The organism is Pseudomonas sp. GW821-FHT09H03, assembly GCF_059415945.1.
In genome coordinates this window covers 279,828-297,796 of record NZ_JBWKOF010000007.1, presented here as the reverse complement: position 1 = coordinate 297,796, position 17,969 = coordinate 279,828, and the positions used below count along the sequence as shown (strand labels likewise).

General features: G+C 61.1%; 16 protein-coding genes. 11 read left to right on the top strand and 5 right to left on the bottom strand.

Annotated features, from left to right (window positions below):
• Window positions 1-28: 28 nt before the first annotated feature.
• From dsbD to dsbG, 3 genes are read left to right on the top strand one after another with little or no spacing between them, the layout of a single operon-like run.
• Window positions 29-1,765 (top strand): protein-disulfide reductase DsbD, encoded by a 1,737-nt coding sequence (gene dsbD, locus AC07OG_RS12720; RefSeq protein WP_495067179.1) that lies wholly within the window; start codon window positions 29-31, stop codon window positions 1,763-1,765.
• Window positions 1,765-2,631 carry a prolipoprotein diacylglyceryl transferase family protein gene (locus AC07OG_RS12715; RefSeq protein WP_495067178.1) on the top strand — a complete coding sequence of 289 codons (867 nt, stop codon included), beginning with the start codon at window positions 1,765-1,767 and terminating at the stop codon, window positions 2,629-2,631. The genes dsbD and AC07OG_RS12715 overlap by 1 nt, the downstream gene beginning before the upstream one ends.
• Entirely contained in the window at window positions 2,607-3,374 is a 768-nt protein-coding gene (dsbG, locus tag AC07OG_RS12710) for a thiol:disulfide interchange protein DsbG (protein WP_495067177.1), read from the top strand. The genes AC07OG_RS12715 and dsbG overlap by 25 nt, the downstream gene beginning before the upstream one ends.
• Window positions 3,375-3,454: 80 nt before the next feature.
• On the opposite strand, the gene AC07OG_RS12705 is transcribed toward dsbG, so the two are convergent.
• The 3 genes from AC07OG_RS12705 to AC07OG_RS12695 all read right to left on the bottom strand — a co-directional run bounded on the left by AC07OG_RS12705 (window position 3,455) and on the right by AC07OG_RS12695 (window position 5,951).
• Window positions 3,455-4,267, bottom strand: a complete 813-nt coding sequence (locus AC07OG_RS12705) for an alpha/beta fold hydrolase (RefSeq protein ID WP_495067176.1) — start codon at window positions 4,265-4,267, stop codon at window positions 3,455-3,457.
• Window positions 4,268-4,415: 148 nt separating this feature from the next.
• Window positions 4,416-5,234, bottom strand: a complete 819-nt coding sequence (locus AC07OG_RS12700; RefSeq protein ID WP_495067175.1) for a substrate-binding periplasmic protein — start codon at window positions 5,232-5,234, stop codon at window positions 4,416-4,418.
• 90 nt (window positions 5,235-5,324) lie between these two features.
• Window positions 5,325-5,951 carry a TetR/AcrR family transcriptional regulator gene (locus AC07OG_RS12695; RefSeq protein WP_495067174.1) on the bottom strand — a complete coding sequence of 209 codons (627 nt, stop codon included), beginning with the start codon at window positions 5,949-5,951 and terminating at the stop codon, window positions 5,325-5,327.
• A gap of 176 nt (window positions 5,952-6,127) precedes the next feature.
• On the opposite strand from AC07OG_RS12695, the gene AC07OG_RS12690 reads away from it, so the two are divergent.
• The 8 genes from AC07OG_RS12690 (at window position 6,128) to ppnP (ending at window position 15,471) form a co-directional block, all read left to right on the top strand.
• Window positions 6,128-7,930 carry an acyclic terpene utilization AtuA family protein gene (locus AC07OG_RS12690; protein ID WP_495067173.1) on the top strand — a complete coding sequence of 601 codons (1,803 nt, stop codon included), beginning with the start codon at window positions 6,128-6,130 and terminating at the stop codon, window positions 7,928-7,930.
• A 12-nt stretch (window positions 7,931-7,942) separates the two neighbouring features.
• Entirely contained in the window at window positions 7,943-8,827 is an 885-nt protein-coding gene (locus tag AC07OG_RS12685; RefSeq protein WP_495067172.1) for an SDR family oxidoreductase, read from the top strand.
• Between the two features lie 3 nt (window positions 8,828-8,830).
• A complete protein-coding gene (atuC, locus tag AC07OG_RS12680; RefSeq protein WP_495067171.1) occupies window positions 8,831-10,447 on the top strand; it encodes a geranyl-CoA carboxylase subunit beta in 1,617 nt (538 codons plus the stop codon).
• A 25-nt stretch (window positions 10,448-10,472) separates the two neighbouring features.
• Entirely contained in the window at window positions 10,473-11,630 is a 1,158-nt protein-coding gene (gene atuD, locus AC07OG_RS12675; protein WP_060540984.1) for a citronellyl-CoA dehydrogenase, read from the top strand.
• Complete coding sequence (locus tag AC07OG_RS12670) at window positions 11,627-12,424, top strand: enoyl-CoA hydratase/isomerase family protein (protein WP_218425343.1); 798 nt, start codon at window positions 11,627-11,629, stop codon at window positions 12,422-12,424. The genes atuD and AC07OG_RS12670 overlap by 4 nt, the downstream gene beginning before the upstream one ends.
• Before the next feature lie 118 nt (window positions 12,425-12,542).
• Window positions 12,543-14,504 (top strand): acetyl/propionyl/methylcrotonyl-CoA carboxylase subunit alpha, encoded by a 1,962-nt coding sequence (locus AC07OG_RS12665; protein ID WP_495067170.1) that lies wholly within the window; start codon window positions 12,543-12,545, stop codon window positions 14,502-14,504.
• Between the two features lie 70 nt (window positions 14,505-14,574).
• Entirely contained in the window at window positions 14,575-15,117 is a 543-nt protein-coding gene (locus AC07OG_RS12660) for a 3'-5' exonuclease (RefSeq protein WP_218425341.1), read from the top strand.
• Between the two features lie 69 nt (window positions 15,118-15,186).
• Window positions 15,187-15,471, top strand: coding sequence for a pyrimidine/purine nucleoside phosphorylase (ppnP, locus tag AC07OG_RS12655; RefSeq protein WP_007943304.1), 285 nt, complete (start codon window positions 15,187-15,189; stop codon window positions 15,469-15,471).
• Window positions 15,472-15,543: 72 nt separating this feature from the next.
• On the opposite strand, the gene AC07OG_RS12650 is transcribed toward ppnP, so the two are convergent.
• Together AC07OG_RS12650 and AC07OG_RS12645 are read right to left on the bottom strand one after the other, a co-directional pair.
• Window positions 15,544-16,350, bottom strand: a complete 807-nt coding sequence (locus tag AC07OG_RS12650; RefSeq protein ID WP_060540980.1) for an MOSC domain-containing protein — start codon at window positions 16,348-16,350, stop codon at window positions 15,544-15,546.
• A 307-nt stretch (window positions 16,351-16,657) separates the two neighbouring features.
• Window positions 16,658-17,593 carry a chemotaxis protein CheV gene (locus AC07OG_RS12645; RefSeq protein ID WP_060540979.1) on the bottom strand — a complete coding sequence of 312 codons (936 nt, stop codon included), beginning with the start codon at window positions 17,591-17,593 and terminating at the stop codon, window positions 16,658-16,660.
• Window positions 17,594-17,969: the final 376 nt, after the last annotated feature.

Here is a 17,969-nt window from a genome sequence, read left to right as displayed (position 1 = left end):
CTCACATGCACACGGACAAGCCTCAACCATGCGTCGATTCTTTTTATTTTTTGTTCTCCTGATCTCGGGTCTGGCCCATGCGGGGACAAACCCGTTCGAAACCAAACCTGACTTTCTTCCCGTCGGAAAAGCCTTCATTTTCACCTCCGAACGCCTGGACTCCGGCGAAACACAACTCTATTGGCAGATCGCCGATGGTTACTACCTGTACCAGCAGCGCCTGAAATTTGATGGTTTACCCGCGCAGCACAAGCCGGCATTGCCCGAGGGCGAATCCCACAGCGATGAGTTCTTCGGTGAACAGCAGGTCTATCGCCAGGGCCTGGAGCTGAAAATTCCGGCGGGCGCCACCGGGCAAATCAAGGTGGGTTTCCAGGGCTGTGCCGATGCCGGTCTGTGTTATCCGCCGCAAACCCAGGTCGTGGATCTGGGTGGAATAGCTGCCACCTCCGCGCTAGACGAAGCGCCGGACCAGGCTTTGGCCAGTGGCCTGCAGCAACGGGCGCTGGGCTGGAGTCTGCTGGTATTTTTCGGTCTGGGCCTGTTGCTGGCCTTCACGCCTTGCACGTTGCCGATGTTGCCGATTCTGGCCGGTTTGATCGTTGGCAGCGGCGCCACGCCCAAACGTGGTTTTGCGCTGGCGGGCAGCTATGTCGTGAGCATGGCACTGGTGTACGCGGCGATGGGTGTGCTGGCGGCGATGCTCGGTGCCAACCTTCAGGCGCTGCTGCAAAATCCTTGGTTGCTGGGCACTTTTGCCGCGGTGTTCGTGTTACTGGCGTTGCCGATGTTCGGCTTCTTCGAACTGCAATTGCCAGTGGCCGTTCGTGATCGCCTGGAGAATGTCTCGCGCAATCAGCGCGGTGGCAGTCTGGTCGGTGCGGGTGTGCTGGGAGCCGTGTCCGGTTTGCTGGTGGGCCCGTGCATGACCGCCCCTCTGGCCGGCGCGTTGCTCTATATCGCGCAAAGCGGCAATGCGCTGCACGGCGGGCTGATTCTGTTCGCCATGGGCGTCGGCATCGGTGTGCCACTGTTGTTGCTGGTAACCGTAGGCAATCGCTTCCTGCCCAAACCCGGCGCGTGGATGAACCTGCTCAAAGGCGTATTCGGCTTCCTGTTCCTGGCCACCGCATTGCTGATGCTGCGCCCGGTGCTGGATGAATCCCTGTGGATCGGGTTGTGCGGCGCCTTGCTGGTGATCGCCGCGTACAGCAGCTGGCGTCAGGCCTCGGGTTTCAGTCGAACCGCCCACGTGTTCGGTGCCGGTTCTTTGTTGCTGGGGTTGTGGGGCAGCTTGCTGATGATCGGTGCCGCTGGCGGCAGCGACGATCTGCTCAAGCCATTGCAGGTCTACAGTGCCTCGAACGCGAGCAGTGTCGCCCGCCCCGTCGGCCACGACGCCTTCACTACGATCAAGGACCCGGCAGCGCTGCAACGGGAGCTCGACGCGGCACGGGCACAGGGCCAATGGGTGCTGCTCGACTACTATGCCGACTGGTGTGTGTCGTGCAAAGTCATGGAAAAACGGGTATTCGGCAAAGCCGAGGTGCTCGACGCCTTGAGCGATGTGCGCTTGCTGCGACTCGATGTCACCGCCGACAATGCCGCCAGCCGTGAGCTGCTCGGCCGTTACAAGGTGCCGGGGCCGCCGAGCCTGCTGTGGATCGGCGCCGATGGCGAGGAGCGCCGCAGTCAGCGCATCACCGGTGAGGTCGATGCCGCTACTTTCCTGCAACGCTGGACCACTACCCGAGACGCCCGTTAATGCTGACCTTTACCCTCGGCACCTTTGCCATCGCGCTTAATCACCTGTTGTTGATCAGTGCGCTGGTGCTGGCAACTTTTGTCGGTTGGCGAGTGGCCAAGCGCGGCGGCGAAAATCCCGAGTCGGCGCTGTTCAGCCTTTTTCTGCTGGGCATGCTGGCCGCTCGCATCGGTTTCGTGGCCGCTTACTGGGCACACTATCGTAGCGACCCGTGGCAAATCATCGATCTGCGCGATGGCGGTTTCCTCGCCTGGCCCGGAGTCATCGCCGTGCTGCTCGCCACCTTGTATCGCGGCTGGCGACGCCCGGGTCTGCGCCGCCCGCTGGGTTTTGGCGTGGCCAGCGGACTGGCGTTCTGGTTGCTGGCCACTTTCTCACTGAGCATTTACGAGCAAGGCACCCGTCTACCGCAAGTCACCCTGAAAAATGCTGCCGGACAAACCGTGCAACTGGCCGACTATCAGGGCGGCCCGTTGGTGATCAATCTATGGGCCACCTGGTGCCCGCCGTGTCGCCGGGAAATGCCCGTGCTGGAAAACGCCCAGCAACATCGGCCGGACCTGACATTCCTGTTCGTCAATCAGGCTGAAAGCATGCAAAGCGTCGCAACGTTCCTGGAAACCCAGGGCCTGAGCCTGTCCAACGTGCTGTTCGACGGCGGCGGTCGCCTGGGCCAGGCCGTTGGCTCCATGGCATTGCCGACCACGCTGTTCTACAGTCCCGAGGGCCGCCTGCTGGCCAGCCACCTGGGCGAATTGTCGGATGCCAGCCTGGCCCGCGCCCTGGAAAATTTCGACACCCCAAATTCTGCCACACCGGCCAATACCTCAAGGAAACTGCCATGTCCCGCCTCCGCCACCTGCTGACCCTGAGCCTCGGTGCAGCCCTGCTGCACCTGCCATCGCTGCAGGCCGACGAGTTGCCCGACGCGATCAAGAAGATCGAAGCCAAAGGCGCGAAAATCGTCGGCCAGTTCGACGCACCGGACGGGTTGCGCGGTTATGCCGCGCAATACCAGAACCGCGGCATGGCGCTGTACCTGACGCCGGATGGCAAGCATGTACTGCTGGGTAATCTTTACGATGCCGAAGGGAACGACCTCAGCAGCGCCCCCCTGCAAAAACTGGTGTACGCGCCAATGTCCAAGGAAGTCTGGGCCAAGATGGAAGCGAGCAACTGGATCGGCGACGGTAACAAGGATGCGCCGCGCGTGGTGTACCTGTTCAGCGATCCGAACTGCCCGTACTGCAACATGTTCTGGGAGCAGGCGCGGCCCTGGGTCAAGGCCGGCAAGGTGCAACTGCGGCACATCATGGTCGGCATCATCCGTGAGGACAGCCCCGGCAAGTCCGCCGCGCTGCTTGCCGCCAAGGACCCGCAAAAGGCCCTGGAAGAACACGAAAAAGCCGGCAAGAGCAGCTCGCTCAAGGCCTTGAAAGAAGTGCCACCGCAAATTCAGGAGAAACTCGCAGCCAACATGCAACTGATGGAAGAGCTGGAGCTGTCGGCCACTCCGGCGATTTTCTACATGGACGCCAAGGGTGAATTGCAACAGCAGCAGGGGGCACCATCACCGGATAAGCTGGTGGAGATTCTCGGGCCGAAGTGATCCCACACGCCCATCGTCGCAACAGCACCTGGAGCCGACCGCTCCGGGCAGCGTTGCGACGATAGGGTTGGAGACAGCGACTAGTTTTTTCGAGCCAGAAACTTCAATAGCGCCGCGGTCACGTACTCGGGGTTTTCCAGATTGGAAATGTGCCCTGCCCCCGGTACCAACTGATAAGGGCAGCCGATCAACTCGGCCATTTCCCGGGTTTCATGGGGTGGCCGCGGTGTGTCCTGATCGCCGCACAACAGCAGGGTTGTTTGCGGGTTCAACTCGCTCAGCCGTAGTAACAGATCCGTCCGGCCAAAAGTAATGCGCCCCATCGGCACGATACTTTCACGCAAGCGATTGGCCGGCAGTGCCGCCAGCGACGCTCGGAAACCCTGATACAGCGGCGACTGTGGATCGATCCCGGGCCGGAAGAAGATTGGCACTATAATATCCAGCAGTTGCGGGGTGATGACTCCTGCCTCTTCGATCTGCTTCAACAGCGAGAAGTAATACTGGCGAGTGGGCTCGGGCTCAATGCCCACATAGGTATCCATCATCACCAGCCCGTTGATCCGCATTGGAGCGGACAAGGCCAGGCGCGCGCCCCACATCCCGCCGACCGACAGTCCGACCAGTGTGACGCGCTCGATATCCAGATGATCGAGCAAGGCCAATGCTTGCCGTGCAATATCTTCAAGCGACGTCGTACCGGCGGGCAAAGCCCCGGACTCACCATGGCCCCACAAATCCAAAGCGATTACCCGATACTGCTGTGACAGCGCCGCAATCTGCGGTGCCCACATCGTCAGGTCCCACAAGTAGCTGCCGCCAAGCAGCACTGCCGGGCCAGTACCTTGATCGATGTAATGCAGCGGCTGTCCATCTATTATCACGAATGCCATAGGTGGCTCCTTACCTGGATGGAGCAGGCTGACCCTCCGACGCTCCACCGTCAACGCTGCAAGTGTATGGGGATGTACAAAGCCAGTTCACCGCAAGCCCGCCATCAGATGGAACGTGAGCCACAAGGAGAGTTTCAGGAAAAGGCTGTCACTTCGCGAGCTGAGCCGCTGGTTCGACCGGGGGGACCGGCACCAGCGCTATCTTGTACGGTTGGAAAATCCTCAGCATCTGGCCGTTCTCGCGCAAGTCTTGCAACACCTTGGCAAAGGCCTCGCCGCTGATGGGCCCGGACGGACGCAAAATGGCGTAGTGGTGATAGATCTGATCGATACGCTGGGACACCAGTAACTCGTCGGCAACTTTTTCGTTACGCAACAAGTAGTCGCTCAGATAGGAGCGTGTGACCAGGGCAATGTCGGCGCGGCCACGCAATACCATCAGCAGATTGCTGTCGTGGGAATAGGTCAGCGTGCCATTGTAATTCTTCGCGAGGAGCTGGGGGTCGGCATTGAAGTTGGCGAACTCGTAATGGTAGCCACTGAACAGTGCCAGGCGCTTGCCGGTGAGGTCGGTAAAGTAGCTTTGCTGGCGCTCGGGCAGACGTTGCGCGACGAAGATTTCCGCATCTTCGAGCCCCATATCAACGGCGACATGGGGAATATTTTCCCAACCCCAGGCAGGATTCTCGAAGATCGCCATGTCGACCCGGCCCTGCCTGAGGTCACCGAAGCGCCGGGGAATAGAGGTGGGGACCAGGACGAAGCGATAATCGCTTTGTACTGTATTGAGTGCCTCGACCAGTTGCGGCAACAAGCCGGTGTCGACGCCGGACTCCGGGCGCACGGTGTAGGGAGGAAAGTGCGCAGCGCCAATGCGCACCAATTGCGCAGCATGCGTCGGCACCAGTGAGAACACCCCTAGCGTCGCCAGCAAAAGCCGTGCGGCCGGCCGAAATGGCGAACCCATCAACAACCCACTCCTCAATAAAACAGCATCAATGCATTCAAGCCAGGCGGTTTTGCCCAGTTAGCCAGTTTCCTGCCGGCCAATACAAGCCTATTGCTGATCCTTCATCACCAGAATCAAAGCCTCTTGGGCCAATTGATCGACGCTCATACTGCCGTCAGGGCGAAACCAGGTGATGGTCCAGGACAACGCACCGGTGAGGAATCGGCGAGTGACAAACACATCGCCATGAATGAAACCGGCGGTCTTGGCCTCACCCAGCACCTCAAGCCAGATGTCTTCATAGATGTCTCGTAGTGCCAGCACCTTGGCCTGGCCCTCTTCGGACAGCGAACGCCACTCGTAGACCAGTACCGCCATGGCTTCGCCGCTGCCCCCCATGATCGACTGCAATTCACAGCGGATCAGCGCCAACACGCGCTCGCGCACATTGCCGGCCTCGGCGATGGCGGCACGCATCAACGCGGTGTTGTAGCGAATGGTCTCTTCCATCACCGCGCGCAGGATCTCGTCCTTGCTCTTGAAGTGATGAAAAATACTTCCGGACTGAATGCCCACCGCACTGGCCAGATCGCGTACGGTGGTGCGTTCATAGCCTTTGTTGCGAAACAGGTGAGCGGCTACTTGCAACAGCTTGCCGCGGGCGCTGTCCGGGTCAGTGAGTTGGCTGCTGTCCACCAATTGGCGCATGACCTTCAGGGCTTTTTGCTCGTCCACCCATTATCTCCTACAGTCGATCAATCGTTGACGCCCGATCCCCGGAAACTCTGGGGTTGCGCCGGCAATTTAAGCTGACCGATGCCACCAAGCAAGCGCTTGGCAGAAGAAAACCCAGCCATTTACAAACCAAGCGCTTGCTTGGTAATGTCGATGCACTTCGGTGGGAGGTGGTTATGGAACGGACTGCGCCAAAAACTGTTCGCATCGGTTGCGCCAGCGCCTTTTGGGGTGACACCTCGACTGCGGCCGCGCAATTGGTCGAATGCGGGCATCTGGATTATCTGGTGTTCGACTATCTGGCCGAAATCACCATGTCGATCATGGCCGGCGCACGCATGAAAGATCCCCAGGCTGGCTATGCGGGCGACTTCATAGAAGTCCTCACGCCCTTGCTGGCACAGCTCGCAGAACAAAAAATCCGCGTCATCAGCAACGCCGGCGGCGTCAACCCCCTGGCTTGTGCAGCAGCCTTGCAGGCAGCCTGCGACAAGGCGGGCGTAGCACTGAAAATCGCCGTGCTGCTGGGTGATGACCTGCAACCGCAGTTCAAACGACTGGGCAGCCTGGGTATCGAGGAAATGTTCAGCGGCGCACCGCTGCCACCCTTGTGCGTCTCGACCAACGCCTACCTCGGCGCGCCGGGCATCGTCGAAGCCCTGCGCCTGGGTGCGGACATTGTGATCACCGGGCGTGTGGTCGACAGCGCCGTGGTCAGCGCCGCCCTGGTGCATGAGTTCAACTGGTCGTGGCACGACTACGACAAATTGGCCCAGGCGGCCCTGGCCGGTCATATCATCGAATGCGGCGCCCAATGTACCGGTGGCAACTTCACTGATTGGCGCGATGTTCCGGACTACGAACACATCGGCTTCCCCATCGTCGAAGTCAGCGCCGACAGTCAGTTCATCGTCAGCAAGCCCGCAGGCACAGGCGGCCTGGTCACGCCGCTGACGGTGGGTGAGCAGATGCTCTATGAAATTGGCGATCCTCGGGCCTATCTGTTGCCCGATGTGGTGTGCGACTTCACTCAGGTCAGGCTGGTGCAACAGGGTAAGAACGCGGTGCAGGTACACGGTGCCAAAGGCTTGCCACCTACCGCTCAATACAAGGTCAGCGCCACCTGCCCGGACGGTTTTCGCTGCACGGCCAGTTGCCTGATCGCCGGTATCGATGCCGTCGACAAGGCACGCCGGGTCAGCGCAGCCATCATCAACAAGACCTCGCAAATGTTCAGTCAACGCGGCTGGGCGCCGTACAGTGAGGTGAACATCGAGTTGCTGGGCAGCGAAGCCACCTACGGCCCCCATGGTCAGCGCCAGGACAGCCGCGAAGTGGTGATCAAGATCGCGGTGCGCCATGCCAGTAAACAGGCGCTGATCCTCTTCTCCCGGGAAATTGCCCAGGCGGCCACTGGCATGGCGCCGGGGCTGACCGGGATTGTCGGTGGCCGGCCGACGGTGTATCCGCTGATCCGGCTGTTCTCGTTCCTGATCGACAAGAACGCCTGCCAGCTGGAAATCGACCTCGGCGGTGAGCGCTATCCGTGCGCCCTGCCCGCCCTCGATGTGCTCGACAGCAACGACTTGCCCGCACCCTTCGCACCGCCAAAGCCCGCGGGGCCGGCCGACGCCAGCGTGGCTCTGGTCAAACTCGCCGTCGCGCGCTCCGGCGACAAGGGCAATCACAGCAACATAGGCGTCATGGCCCGCGAGCCCGAATATCTGCCGTGGATTGCCGAGGCGTTGACCCCGGAGGTGATCGTCGACTGGATGAATCACGTCCTCGATCCGGTCCATGGACGGGTGGAACGCTGGTATCTGCCTGCCAGCCACAGCCTGAACTTCCTCCTGGAGAACGCCCTCGGCGGTGGCGGTATCGCCAGCCTGCGGATTGATCCACAGGGCAAGGCCTTCGCCCAGCAACTGCTGGAAATCCAGATTCCGGTGCCACAAAGCATCGCCGACCAAGTCAAGTAGAGGACTGCTGCCATGGCCTACGATTCGATTTTCAAAGCCGATTTGTTTGCCGGCCAAAACATCATCGTCACCGGCGGCGGCAGTGGCATCGGCCGCTGCACCGCCCATGAGCTGGCGGCCCTCGGTGCCCACGTGCTGCTGGTCGGGCGCAACGCCGACAAGCTCAAGAACGTCGCGGCTGAAATTGCCGAAGACGGCGGCCAGGCCGATTGGGCCGTTTGCGATATTCGCGAGGAAGAGCCGGTCAAACATCTGGTCAGCGAACTGATCGGCAAACACGGCCTCATCCATGGCCTGGTCAACAACGCCGGCGGCCAGTATCCGTCCCCCCTGGCCTCGATCAATCAAAAGGGCTTCGAAACCGTGATGCGCACCAATCTGGTCGGCGGTTTCCTGATGGCTCGGGAAGTGTTCAACCAGTCCATGAGCAAACACGGCGGGGCCATCGTCAACATGCTCGCCGACATGTGGGGCGGCATGCCCGGCATGGGCCACTCCGGTGCCGCACGCTCGGGCATGGACAACCTGACCAAGACCGCGGCGTTCGAGTGGGGTTATGCCGGGGTTCGGGTCAACGCCGTGGCGCCGGGCTGGATCGCGTCCAGCGGCATGGACACCTACGAAGGTGCGTTCAAGGCGGTGATCCCGACCTTGCGCGAACATGTGCCGCTCAAGCGCATCGGCACCGAATCGGAAGTCAGCGCCGCGATCGTTTTCCTGCTCAGCCCGGCGGCGGCCTTTGTCAGTGGCAGTACGTTACGCATCGATGGTGCCGCCAGCCTCGGCGGGCGCGCCTGGCCGATTCACAAGGCGAAAAACAGCGAGTCGTACAACGGTTTCCACCGTGCCTATTTACCGGATGTGCTGCAGCCTGATGGCCGCCAGGACAAGGAATAACCCATGACGGTGATTGAGTCGCAAGTGGACCCTTTCAGCGAACAGTTCGCGCGCAATCGCGCGGCAATGCTCAGCGCCATCGAGCAAGTCCGCGAGCTGGAGCTGAACCTGCTGAACAAAGCGGAGCAAGCCCGGCCGAAATTCGAAAAGCGCGGCCAGTTGTTGCCGAGAGAACGCCTCAACCTGCTGCTGGACCCCGGCGCGCCGTTCCTCGAACTGGCGAGCCTGGCCGGCTACAAATTGCACGACGACAAGGACGGCAGCTCGGCCGGCGGTGGTTTGATCGCCGGGATCGGCTACGTGTCCGGTGTGCGCGTGCTGGTGGTGGCCAACAACAGCGCGATCAAGGGCGGGACCATCTCTCCCAGTGGCCTGAAAAAATCCCTGCGCCTGCAACAGATCGCCATGGAAAACCGCCTGCCAGTAATTACCCTCGCCGAAAGCGGCGGCGCCAACCTCAATTACGCGGCGGAGATTTTCGTCGAAGGCGCGCGCAGCTTTGCCAATCAAGCGCGCATGTCTGCCATGGGCTTGCCGCAGATCACCGTGGTACACGGCTCGGCCACGGCGGGTGGCGCCTATCAGCCGGGCTTGTCGGATTACGTGGTGGTGGTGCGGGGCAAGGCCAAGCTGTTTCTCGCCGGCCCGCCGCTGCTCAAGGCCGCCACCGGTGAGGTTGCCACCGATGAAGAACTGGGGGGCGCCGAGATGCACGCACAAACCGCCGGCACCGCCGAATACCTGGCCGAAAACGATGCCGACGGCGTGCGCCAGGTGCGCGAGATCGTCAGCCTGCTGCCGTGGAACGAACAGCTGCCGCCGCTGGCGCAACGGCACTGGGAGGAACCGCTGTACCCCATCGACGAACTGTTGGGGCTGATTCCGGACGACCCGAAAAAGCCCTATGACGTACGCGAAATCATCGCCCGCATCGCCGATGCGTCGAACTTTCTCGAATTCAAGGCCGAGTTCGATCAACAGACCGTTTGCGGTCACCTGCGGATTCAGGGCCGCGCCTGCGGCTTCATCGGCAACAACGGCCCGATCACACCCAAGGGGGCAAGCAAGGCCGCACAGTTCATCCAGCTGTGCGACCAGAGCAAGACACCGCTGCTGTTCTTCCACAACACCACAGGCTTCATGGTCGGCACCGAGTCGGAACAGCAAGGCGTGATCAAGCACGGCGCCAAGATGATTCAGGCCGTGGCCAATGCACGGGTGCCGAAACTGACTGTGGTGGTCGGCGGCTCCTACGGTGCCGGCAACTACGCGATGTGCGGCCGCGGTCTGGACCCGCGCTTCATCTTCGCCTGGCCCAACAGCCGCACCGCCGTCATGGGCGGCGCGCAGGCAGGCAAAGTGCTGCGCATCGTTACCGAAGCCAAGCAGGCCAAGGACGGCCTGGTGCCCGACCCGAAAATGCTCGACATGCTTGAACAGGTCACCGCGCAGAAACTCGACAGCCAGTCCACGGCGCTCTATGGCAGCGCCAACCTGTGGGACGACGGTTTGATCGACCCGCGCGATACCCGGACCTTGCTCGGTTACTTGCTCGATATCTGTCACGAGGCCCAAGTGCGGCCGCTGCAAGCCAACAGTTTTGGTGTAGCCCGCTTCTGAGGGCGATCAAAGGAGAACAATAAAAATGATCTTCACCCAGGAACACGAAGCACTGCGTCGCACCGTCCGCCAATTCGTCGAGCACGAGATCAACCCTCATGTCGAAGAATGGGAAAAGGCCGGGCGCTTTCCGATCCATGAGATCTTTCGCAAGGCTGGCGACCTCGGCCTGCTGGGGATCTCGAAACCGGAAAAGTTCGGCGGCATGGGGCTGGACTACAGCTATTCGATCGTCGCTGCCGAAGAGTTCGGCACCATTCATTGCGGTGGTATTCCGATGTCCATCGGCGTGCAGACCGACATGTGCACCCCGGCACTGGCCCGCTTTGGCTCCGATGACTTGCGCGAAGAATTTCTGCGACCGGCCATCAGCGGCGAGCAGGTCGGCTGCATCGGCGTCTCCGAAGTCGGGGCCGGTTCCGACGTCGCCGGACTGAAAACCACCGCGCGAAAGGACGGCGACGACTATGTGATCAATGGCAGCAAGATGTGGATCACCAACTCGCCAAGCGCCGATTTCATCTGCCTGCTGGCCAACACCTCGGACGACAAACCGCACATCAACAAGTCGCTGATCATGGTGCCCATGAACACCCCGGGTATCAGCCTGAGTTCGCACCTGGACAAACTCGGCATGCGCAGCTCGGAAACCGCCCAGGTGTTTTTCGACAACGTACGCGTGCCGCAGCGCAATCGCATCGGCCATGAAGGCGCGGGCTTCATGATGCAGATGCTGCAGTTCCAGGAAGAACGCCTGTTCGGCGCGGCGAACATGATCAAGGGCCTGGAATACTGCGTCGACAGCACCATCGAGTATTGCAAGGAACGCAAGACCTTCGGCAATGCGCTGATCGACAACCAGGTGATCCACTTCCGCCTGGCCGAACTGCAAACCGAAATCGAATGCCTGCGCGCGCTGGTCTATCAGGCCACCGAGCAATACATCAAAGGCCAGGACGTCACGCGCCTGGCATCCATGGCCAAGCTCAAGGCCGGGCGGCTGGGCCGCGAGGTCAGCGACAGTTGCCTGCAGTATTGGGGCGGCATGGGCTTCATGTGGGACAACCCGGTGGCCCGGGCCTACCGGGACGTGCGCCTGGTGTCGATCGGCGGCGGCGCCGACGAGATCATGCTGGGGATCATCTGCAAACTCATGGGCATCCTGCCGGGGAAAAAGAAATGAACAATCTGCCGGTTTGTCAGACCTTGCTGCTGGAGCTGCACAACGGCGTGCTGCACATCACCCTCAACCGCCCGGAATGCCGCAATGCGATGAGCTTGCAGATGGTCACCGAATTGCGCTCGGTGCTGGCCTCGGTACGCGATAAACCAGGGGTTCGCGCACTGGTGATCGGCGGTGTCGGTGGGCATTTCTGTGCCGGTGGCGATATCAAGGACATGGCCAACGCCCGCGCGCAGGGTTCGAACGCACATCGCGATTTGAACCGGGTATTCGGTGCGCTGCTGCAAGAAGTTCAACACGCGCCGCAAGTGGTCATCACGGTGCTGCAAGGCGCAGTGCTCGGCGGTGGCCTCGGCCTGGCCTGCGTCAGCGATATTGCCCTGGCCGACCATCAGGCGCAGTTCGGCATGCCGGAAACCAGCCTGGGTTTGCTGCCGGCGCAGATCGCGCCATTCGTGGTGCAGCGAATCGGCCTGACCCAGGCCCGCCGACTGGCCCTGACAGCGGCCCGTTTCGATGGCACCCAGGCCCGGCGCCTGGGGCTGGTGCATTTTGTCGAACACGACCCGCAAGCATTGGCCGAGCGTCTGGACGAGGTGTTGGCCCATGTCCTGTGTTGCGCGCCGCAAGCCAATGCGGCGACCAAGAAGCTGTTGCTGGCCAGTGCCGGACAACCGTCCGATGCGCTGCTGGATGAAGCAGCGCAGTGGTTCAGCGAGGCGGTGACAGGGCCTGAAGGTGTCGAAGGGACCATGGCTTTCATGCAGAAACGTAAACCGGGGTGGGCCTCTTAAAAAGCATCGCGAGCAGGCTCGCTCCCACAGGTTTTGTGAACGACAAAAATCCCATGTGGGAGCGAGCCTGCTCGCGATGAGGCCCAAACAGTCATCGCAAATTTTAGAGAGCCACCCCATGCCCGCGATCAAGAAAATCCTCATCGCCAACCGCGGTGAAATCGCCTGCCGCATCCAGCGCACCGCCCAGGCTCTGGGCTACCGCACAGTCGCCGTATTCAGCGACGCCGACGCCGACGCCCTGCATGTGCAGATGGCCGACGAAGCGGTCAACATTGGCCCGCCCCCGGTGCAACAGTCCTACCTGAACATCCCGGCGATCATCGACGCCGCCCGCCGCACCGGCGCCGATGCGATCCATCCCGGCTACGGCTTCCTCTCGGAAAACGCCGGCTTCGCCCTCGCCTGCCAGGATGCCGGTCTCACCTTCATCGGCCCAAGCCCTGCAGCCATCAAATTGATGGGCAGCAAGCGCCTGTCGAAAATCGCCATGATCGACGCCGGTGTGCCCTGCATCAAAGGCTATCAAGGCGCCGAACAGGACGATACGACCCTGACCCGCGAAGCCGAACGCATCGGCTATCCGCTGATGATCAAAGCCAGTGCCGGTGGCGGTGGTCGCGGCATGCGCCTGGTGCACGAGGCAAGTGATTTGCTCGAGCAGATTCGTACCGCGCGCTCCGAAGCCCTCAATGGTTTTGGCAGCGCCGAGCTGATCCTCGAGCAGGCCTTGATCGACCCTCGCCATGTCGAGGTCCAGTTGTTTGGCGACCAGCATGGCAACCTGGTCTACCTCGGCGAGCGTGATTGCTCGATCCAGCGCCGCCACCAGAAAGTCATCGAAGAAGCGCCCTGCCCGGTCATGACCGCCGAGTTGCGCCAGGCCATGGGCGAAGCCGCACTCAAGGCCGGACGTGCCGTCAGTTATGTGGGTGCCGGTACGGTGGAGTTTCTGCTCGATGCCCAAGGACAGTTCTACTTCCTGGAAATGAACACCCGGCTGCAGGTGGAACACCCGGTGACTGAACTGGTTACCGGACTGGACCTGGTGGCCTGGCAACTGCACGTCGCCGAAGGGCATCCCCTGCCGTTGCGCCAGGAGCAGGTACAGCTCAACGGACACGCCATGGAAGTGCGCCTGTATGCCGAAGATCCCGCGCAGGGATTCCTGCCGCAAACCGGGCAAGTCACGGCTTGGGAACCGGGAGTGCAGGACGGCATCCGCATCGATCATGGCCTGATCGAAGGCCAGCACATCAGCCCCTTCTACGACCCCATGCTGGGCAAGATCATCGCTCATGGCGCAACACGCGAAGAGGCTCGGCGCAAGTTGCTGCGGGCAGTACAGGACAGTGTATTGCTGGGCTTGCACAGCAATCAGCGTCTACTCACGAGCCTGCTGGAACATCCGCAATTTGCCAGTGGCGAATTCAGCACCGGCTTTATCCCACAGCATTTCGTCGAGCATGAGTGCCTCAACCCGGCTCTACCAAGCGCCGAACATTTGGCCATCGCCGCCGCGTTTTTTTATCTGGCCTCGGCGCAGACTCATCACACCACGCTGGCCGGCTGGCGCAACAACGCCAGCGTACCGCTGCACTATCGTATCGGTCTTGAAGATCAGGTCTGGCCTGTGGCATTGCATGCGCAGCCCGGCGGGTCGTTGCGGATTCAGGCCGCCAGCCGTCAGCTCGACCTGCAGGTCATCCACGACGATGGACGCCAGGCGACCCTGGAGATCGACGGCATTCGCCAACGCCACCACTACCGTCTGGACGCCGGGCAACTCTGGCTGTTCACCCGCCCAGGCAGCCTGCGCCTGGTGGATCGCACTCAGGCACCGGTCAGCAGCCTGGCCAACGTCAGCTCCGGCACCCTCAAGGCGCCAATGGACGGAGCGATCGTCGACGTGCTCGTGCGCGAAGGCAGCCCGGTCACCAAGGGGCAACTGCTGGTTGTGCTGGAAGCCATGAAAATGGAGCATCCGCTGAAATCAGGTATCGACGGCGTACTCAAACGGCTGCAAGTTCAGGTCGGCGACCAGGTGAAAAACCGTCAGATTCTGCTGGAGGTCGAATAAGCCGCTAGGCGCAACGGCCGGGTTTAGCTACGCTCAACGCCTATAGGACGCGGATACCAGGAACCCTGCGATGCCTCACTGGCTGGTCATTGATCTGGAGGCCACCACCGATGAGGGCGGTTGGCCAATCACAGATATGGAAATCATTGAAATCGGCGCCACTCTGGTCGATCGCAAGGGACGTGAGCTGGATCACTTCCAGCGCTTTGTCCGGCCGCTGCGCCGGCCATTGCTGACCCCGTTTTGCCGCGAGCTGACCCACATCACCCAGGCCAGCATCGATGCCGCACAACCTCTGCGCGAGGTCTGGCCTGCGTTCGAGCGCTGGCTCGGCCAGCATCACACACGCCTTGAAGGCTGGGCCAGTTGGGGCGACTACGATCGCAAACAGCTGCTCCTGGAATGGCAGCGGCTGCAACTGGACAGCGTACTGACCCAGGTGACCCACATGAACCTCAAGCAACGCTTCGCCAAGGCCCGAAGACTGGAACGGCCGCTGGGGCTCAATGGCGCCCTGCAACTGGCCGGTATGCAGTTCACCGGCCAGCAGCACCGGGCGCTGGAGGATGCGCGCAATACCGCACGCCTGCTGCCGCTGGTTCTTCCGCTTTAGACAGGTGACGGCGCCAAGGGCCTTGTGCATACTGGCCGGCCCTTTTCAGCCCTTTTCGAGGAATCGCCCATGTTTAAAGTCAACGAGTACTTCGACGGCACCGTCAAGTCGATCGCCTTTGGCACCGCAGAAGGTCCGGCGACCATCGGCGTCATGGCTCCGGGCGAATACGAATTCGGCACCAGCCAGCGGGAAATCATGCACGTCGTTAGCGGCGCCCTGACGGTCAAACTGCCGGACAGCAACGGCTGGGAAACCTTCGCCGCCGGCAGCCAGTTCAACGTGCCGGCCAACAGCAAGTTCCAGCTCAAGGTTGCCGTCGATACTGCCTACCTGTGCGAATACCGCGGCTAAACCTGCGGATTTTCACCGCGACAAAAAAATGCCCGCGTTCCTGGACGCGGGCATTTTTCGTTCTACCGGGGACTACTCGAGGATCTCGACCGGCATGCCGACTTCGAGTCGACCATTGCTGTCGTTGACCAGATTCTGGCCGAACATTGCGCCATCCGCCTGGGAACGGTACTTCTGCAAGCTTGCCAGAGGCTCGCGATCATCGCTGCGTTCCCCGGTTTGCGGATCGATCGTGGTCAGGATGCAGCGCGAGCAGGGCTTGACCACCCGGAACTCGACCTCGCCGATGCGAATACGCTTCCAGCCATCTTCGGCGTAGGCTTCGCTGCCTTCGATCACAAGGTTGGGACGGAAACGCAACATCTCCAGGGGACGCCCGACCCGTTGCGACAGCTCCTCCAGGGACGCCTGGCCGATCAGCAACAATGGAAAGCCATCGGCGAATGCCACCTGATCGTCATCCTTGCCGTAGCCTGCCTGGGTCGTGCGCGCACGATCGAGCGGCACCTGCACCAGCCGCGTCGGTTTGCCGATGAACTCGCTGACCCAGGCAGCGGCCTCATCACCCGCATCGGGGACCCGCAAGGTGTCGCGCCAGATCGTCACGCCGCGCAATTGAGCGGCACTGCCGGGCAAGGCAACATTGATCGGCGCATGATCGGGCGCCGCAAGGGTCAGACCCCCTTGAGCATTCCACAATGCCGACAGCTGGCTCATCTGCGCTACCGCTCGCTGGGTCAGGAAACGTCCGCTGGCCTCGTCCACCAGCATCCAGCGTCGATCGCCGTCCAGCCCCAGTTTGTCGAGACTGATCTGTGCCAGTGTCTCGCCCTTGCCCGATTTCAACGGATAACGATAAAGCGCGCTCAGACGCAGCATGGCCAGCTCCTTGTCAGGCAAAAGCGTCACCCTATACGAGCTTCAGCGGCGAATCAAAGCCTGGATGGCGCCAACGTCCCCTGTAGGAGGCTAATGCTGTTCACTTAAGCGGGCACACACCTTGTGGCGAGGGGGCTCGCCCCCGTTGGGCCGCGAAGCGTCCCCAAAACCTGCCACCGAGGTGTATCAGGTATACCGCGTGTAGTGGTTTTACGACTGCTCCGCAGCCGAACGGGGGCGAGCCCCCTCGCCACAAGTGTGCGCCCCAGCTTAAGTGAACAGCATTACCCTGTAGAAGGCGGGGTTATCAGGCTGGCACTTCGTCGAGTATCAGACGCTGGCGCACTACGTCGACGAGTTTGTCCGGCTGGAACTTGGAGAGGAAATCGTCGCAGCCAACCTTCTTGACCATCGATTCGTTGAAGCTGCCGGACAGGGAGGTGTGCAGCACCACGTACAACCCGCGCAGACGCGGATCATTGCGGATCTCGGTGGTCAGACGATAGCCGTCCATTTCCGGCATTTCCGCATCGGTGAACACCATCAGCAGTTTTTCGGTCATATCGATCCCGCTGTCGGCCCAGGCCTTGAGCCTGTTCAAGGCTTTCAAGCCGTCACTGGCGACATGCATCTTCACCCCGAGCTGACCCAGGGTGTCACGCAGTTGCGACAAGGCCACATTCGAGTCATCGACCAGCAGCACTTCGCGGCCACGGGCACGTTCCAGCACCGGGTCGTCGAGCTTTTCCCGGGATACCTTGGCATTGTAGGGGACGATTTCGGCGAGGACTTTTTCCACATCGATGATTTCCACCAGTTGATCATCGACCTTGCTGATAGCCGTCAGGTAATGCTGGCGACCAGCACTGGTGGGTGGCGGCAGGATGGCCTCCCAGTTCATATTGACGATGCGGTCCACGCCCCCGACCAGGAATGCCTGCACGGAGCGGTTGTATTCGGTGACAATAATCGTGCTGCCAGGCCCCGGAACCAATGGACGCATGCCGATGGCCTGGGACAAATCGATGACCGGCAGAGTCTGGCCACGCAGGTTGACCACACCGCAAACGAAAGGGTGACGCTGCGGCATCAGGGTCAACTTCGGCAGCTGCAAGACTTCCTGCACTTTAAAGACGTTGATCGCGAATAATTGCCGTCCGGCGAGCCTGAACATGAGAATTTCCAGGCGATTCTCACCCACCAGTTGCGTGCGTTGGTCTACCGTGTCGAGAATGCCAGCCATCAATGGGCTCCTGGTCTTGTTCGGGTGAATTCACTAAAGATGGTTATCGGCTGTTATCACCGAAGCTTGATCCGCTCTAAAATGCCACGCGCAAGCATTGATGTCACTTTGACATCATGCTTTACTAGCGGCACATTTCATTGGCTGCCCCCGTCGCGCGACCACCGATTGCTCGACAGGTTCCGCTGCGTAGGGGATTCCCCTAGCCACAATCAGTTACAACCTGATATTCGCAATATCCAATTGCCATTAATGTGACGCCATTCTCATTGCATGAACGGAGTCAGGCTTTTGTGTGCGATCGCAGCTAATTGGCCTAGCACCCTCTTGTGTTCCCCTGTCCGCTCCATGGCTGGCGGCAGCTCGTTGCCTGGTC

What these genes read in the sequence shown, in the direction of transcription:
- dsbD (WP_495067179.1), top strand. Translation starts at nt 29, where the DNA reads ATGCGTCGATTCTTTTTATTTTTTGTTCTCCTGATCTCGGGTCTGGCC.
- AC07OG_RS12715 (WP_495067178.1), top strand. Translation starts at nt 1,765, where the DNA reads ATGCTGACCTTTACCCTCGGCACCTTTGCCATCGCGCTTAATCACCTG.
- dsbG (WP_495067177.1), top strand. Translation starts at nt 2,607, where the DNA reads ATGTCCCGCCTCCGCCACCTGCTGACCCTGAGCCTCGGTGCAGCCCTG.
- AC07OG_RS12705 (WP_495067176.1), bottom strand. Translation starts at nt 4,267, where the DNA reads ATGGCATTCGTGATAATAGATGGACAGCCGCTGCATTACATCGATCAA.
- AC07OG_RS12700 (WP_495067175.1), bottom strand. Translation starts at nt 5,234, where the DNA reads ATGGGTTCGCCATTTCGGCCGGCCGCACGGCTTTTGCTGGCGACGCTA.
- AC07OG_RS12690 (WP_495067173.1), top strand. Translation starts at nt 6,128, where the DNA reads ATGGAACGGACTGCGCCAAAAACTGTTCGCATCGGTTGCGCCAGCGCC.
- AC07OG_RS12685 (WP_495067172.1), top strand. Translation starts at nt 7,943, where the DNA reads ATGGCCTACGATTCGATTTTCAAAGCCGATTTGTTTGCCGGCCAAAAC.
- atuC (WP_495067171.1), top strand. Translation starts at nt 8,831, where the DNA reads ATGACGGTGATTGAGTCGCAAGTGGACCCTTTCAGCGAACAGTTCGCG.
- atuD (WP_060540984.1), top strand. Translation starts at nt 10,473, where the DNA reads ATGATCTTCACCCAGGAACACGAAGCACTGCGTCGCACCGTCCGCCAA.
- AC07OG_RS12670 (WP_218425343.1), top strand. Translation starts at nt 11,627, where the DNA reads ATGAACAATCTGCCGGTTTGTCAGACCTTGCTGCTGGAGCTGCACAAC.
- AC07OG_RS12665 (WP_495067170.1), top strand. Translation starts at nt 12,543, where the DNA reads ATGCCCGCGATCAAGAAAATCCTCATCGCCAACCGCGGTGAAATCGCC.
- AC07OG_RS12660 (WP_218425341.1), top strand. Translation starts at nt 14,575, where the DNA reads ATGCCTCACTGGCTGGTCATTGATCTGGAGGCCACCACCGATGAGGGC.
- ppnP (WP_007943304.1), top strand. Translation starts at nt 15,187, where the DNA reads ATGTTTAAAGTCAACGAGTACTTCGACGGCACCGTCAAGTCGATCGCC.
- AC07OG_RS12650 (WP_060540980.1), bottom strand. Translation starts at nt 16,350, where the DNA reads ATGCTGCGTCTGAGCGCGCTTTATCGTTATCCGTTGAAATCGGGCAAG.
- AC07OG_RS12645 (WP_060540979.1), bottom strand. Translation starts at nt 17,593, where the DNA reads ATGGCTGGCATTCTCGACACGGTAGACCAACGCACGCAACTGGTGGGT.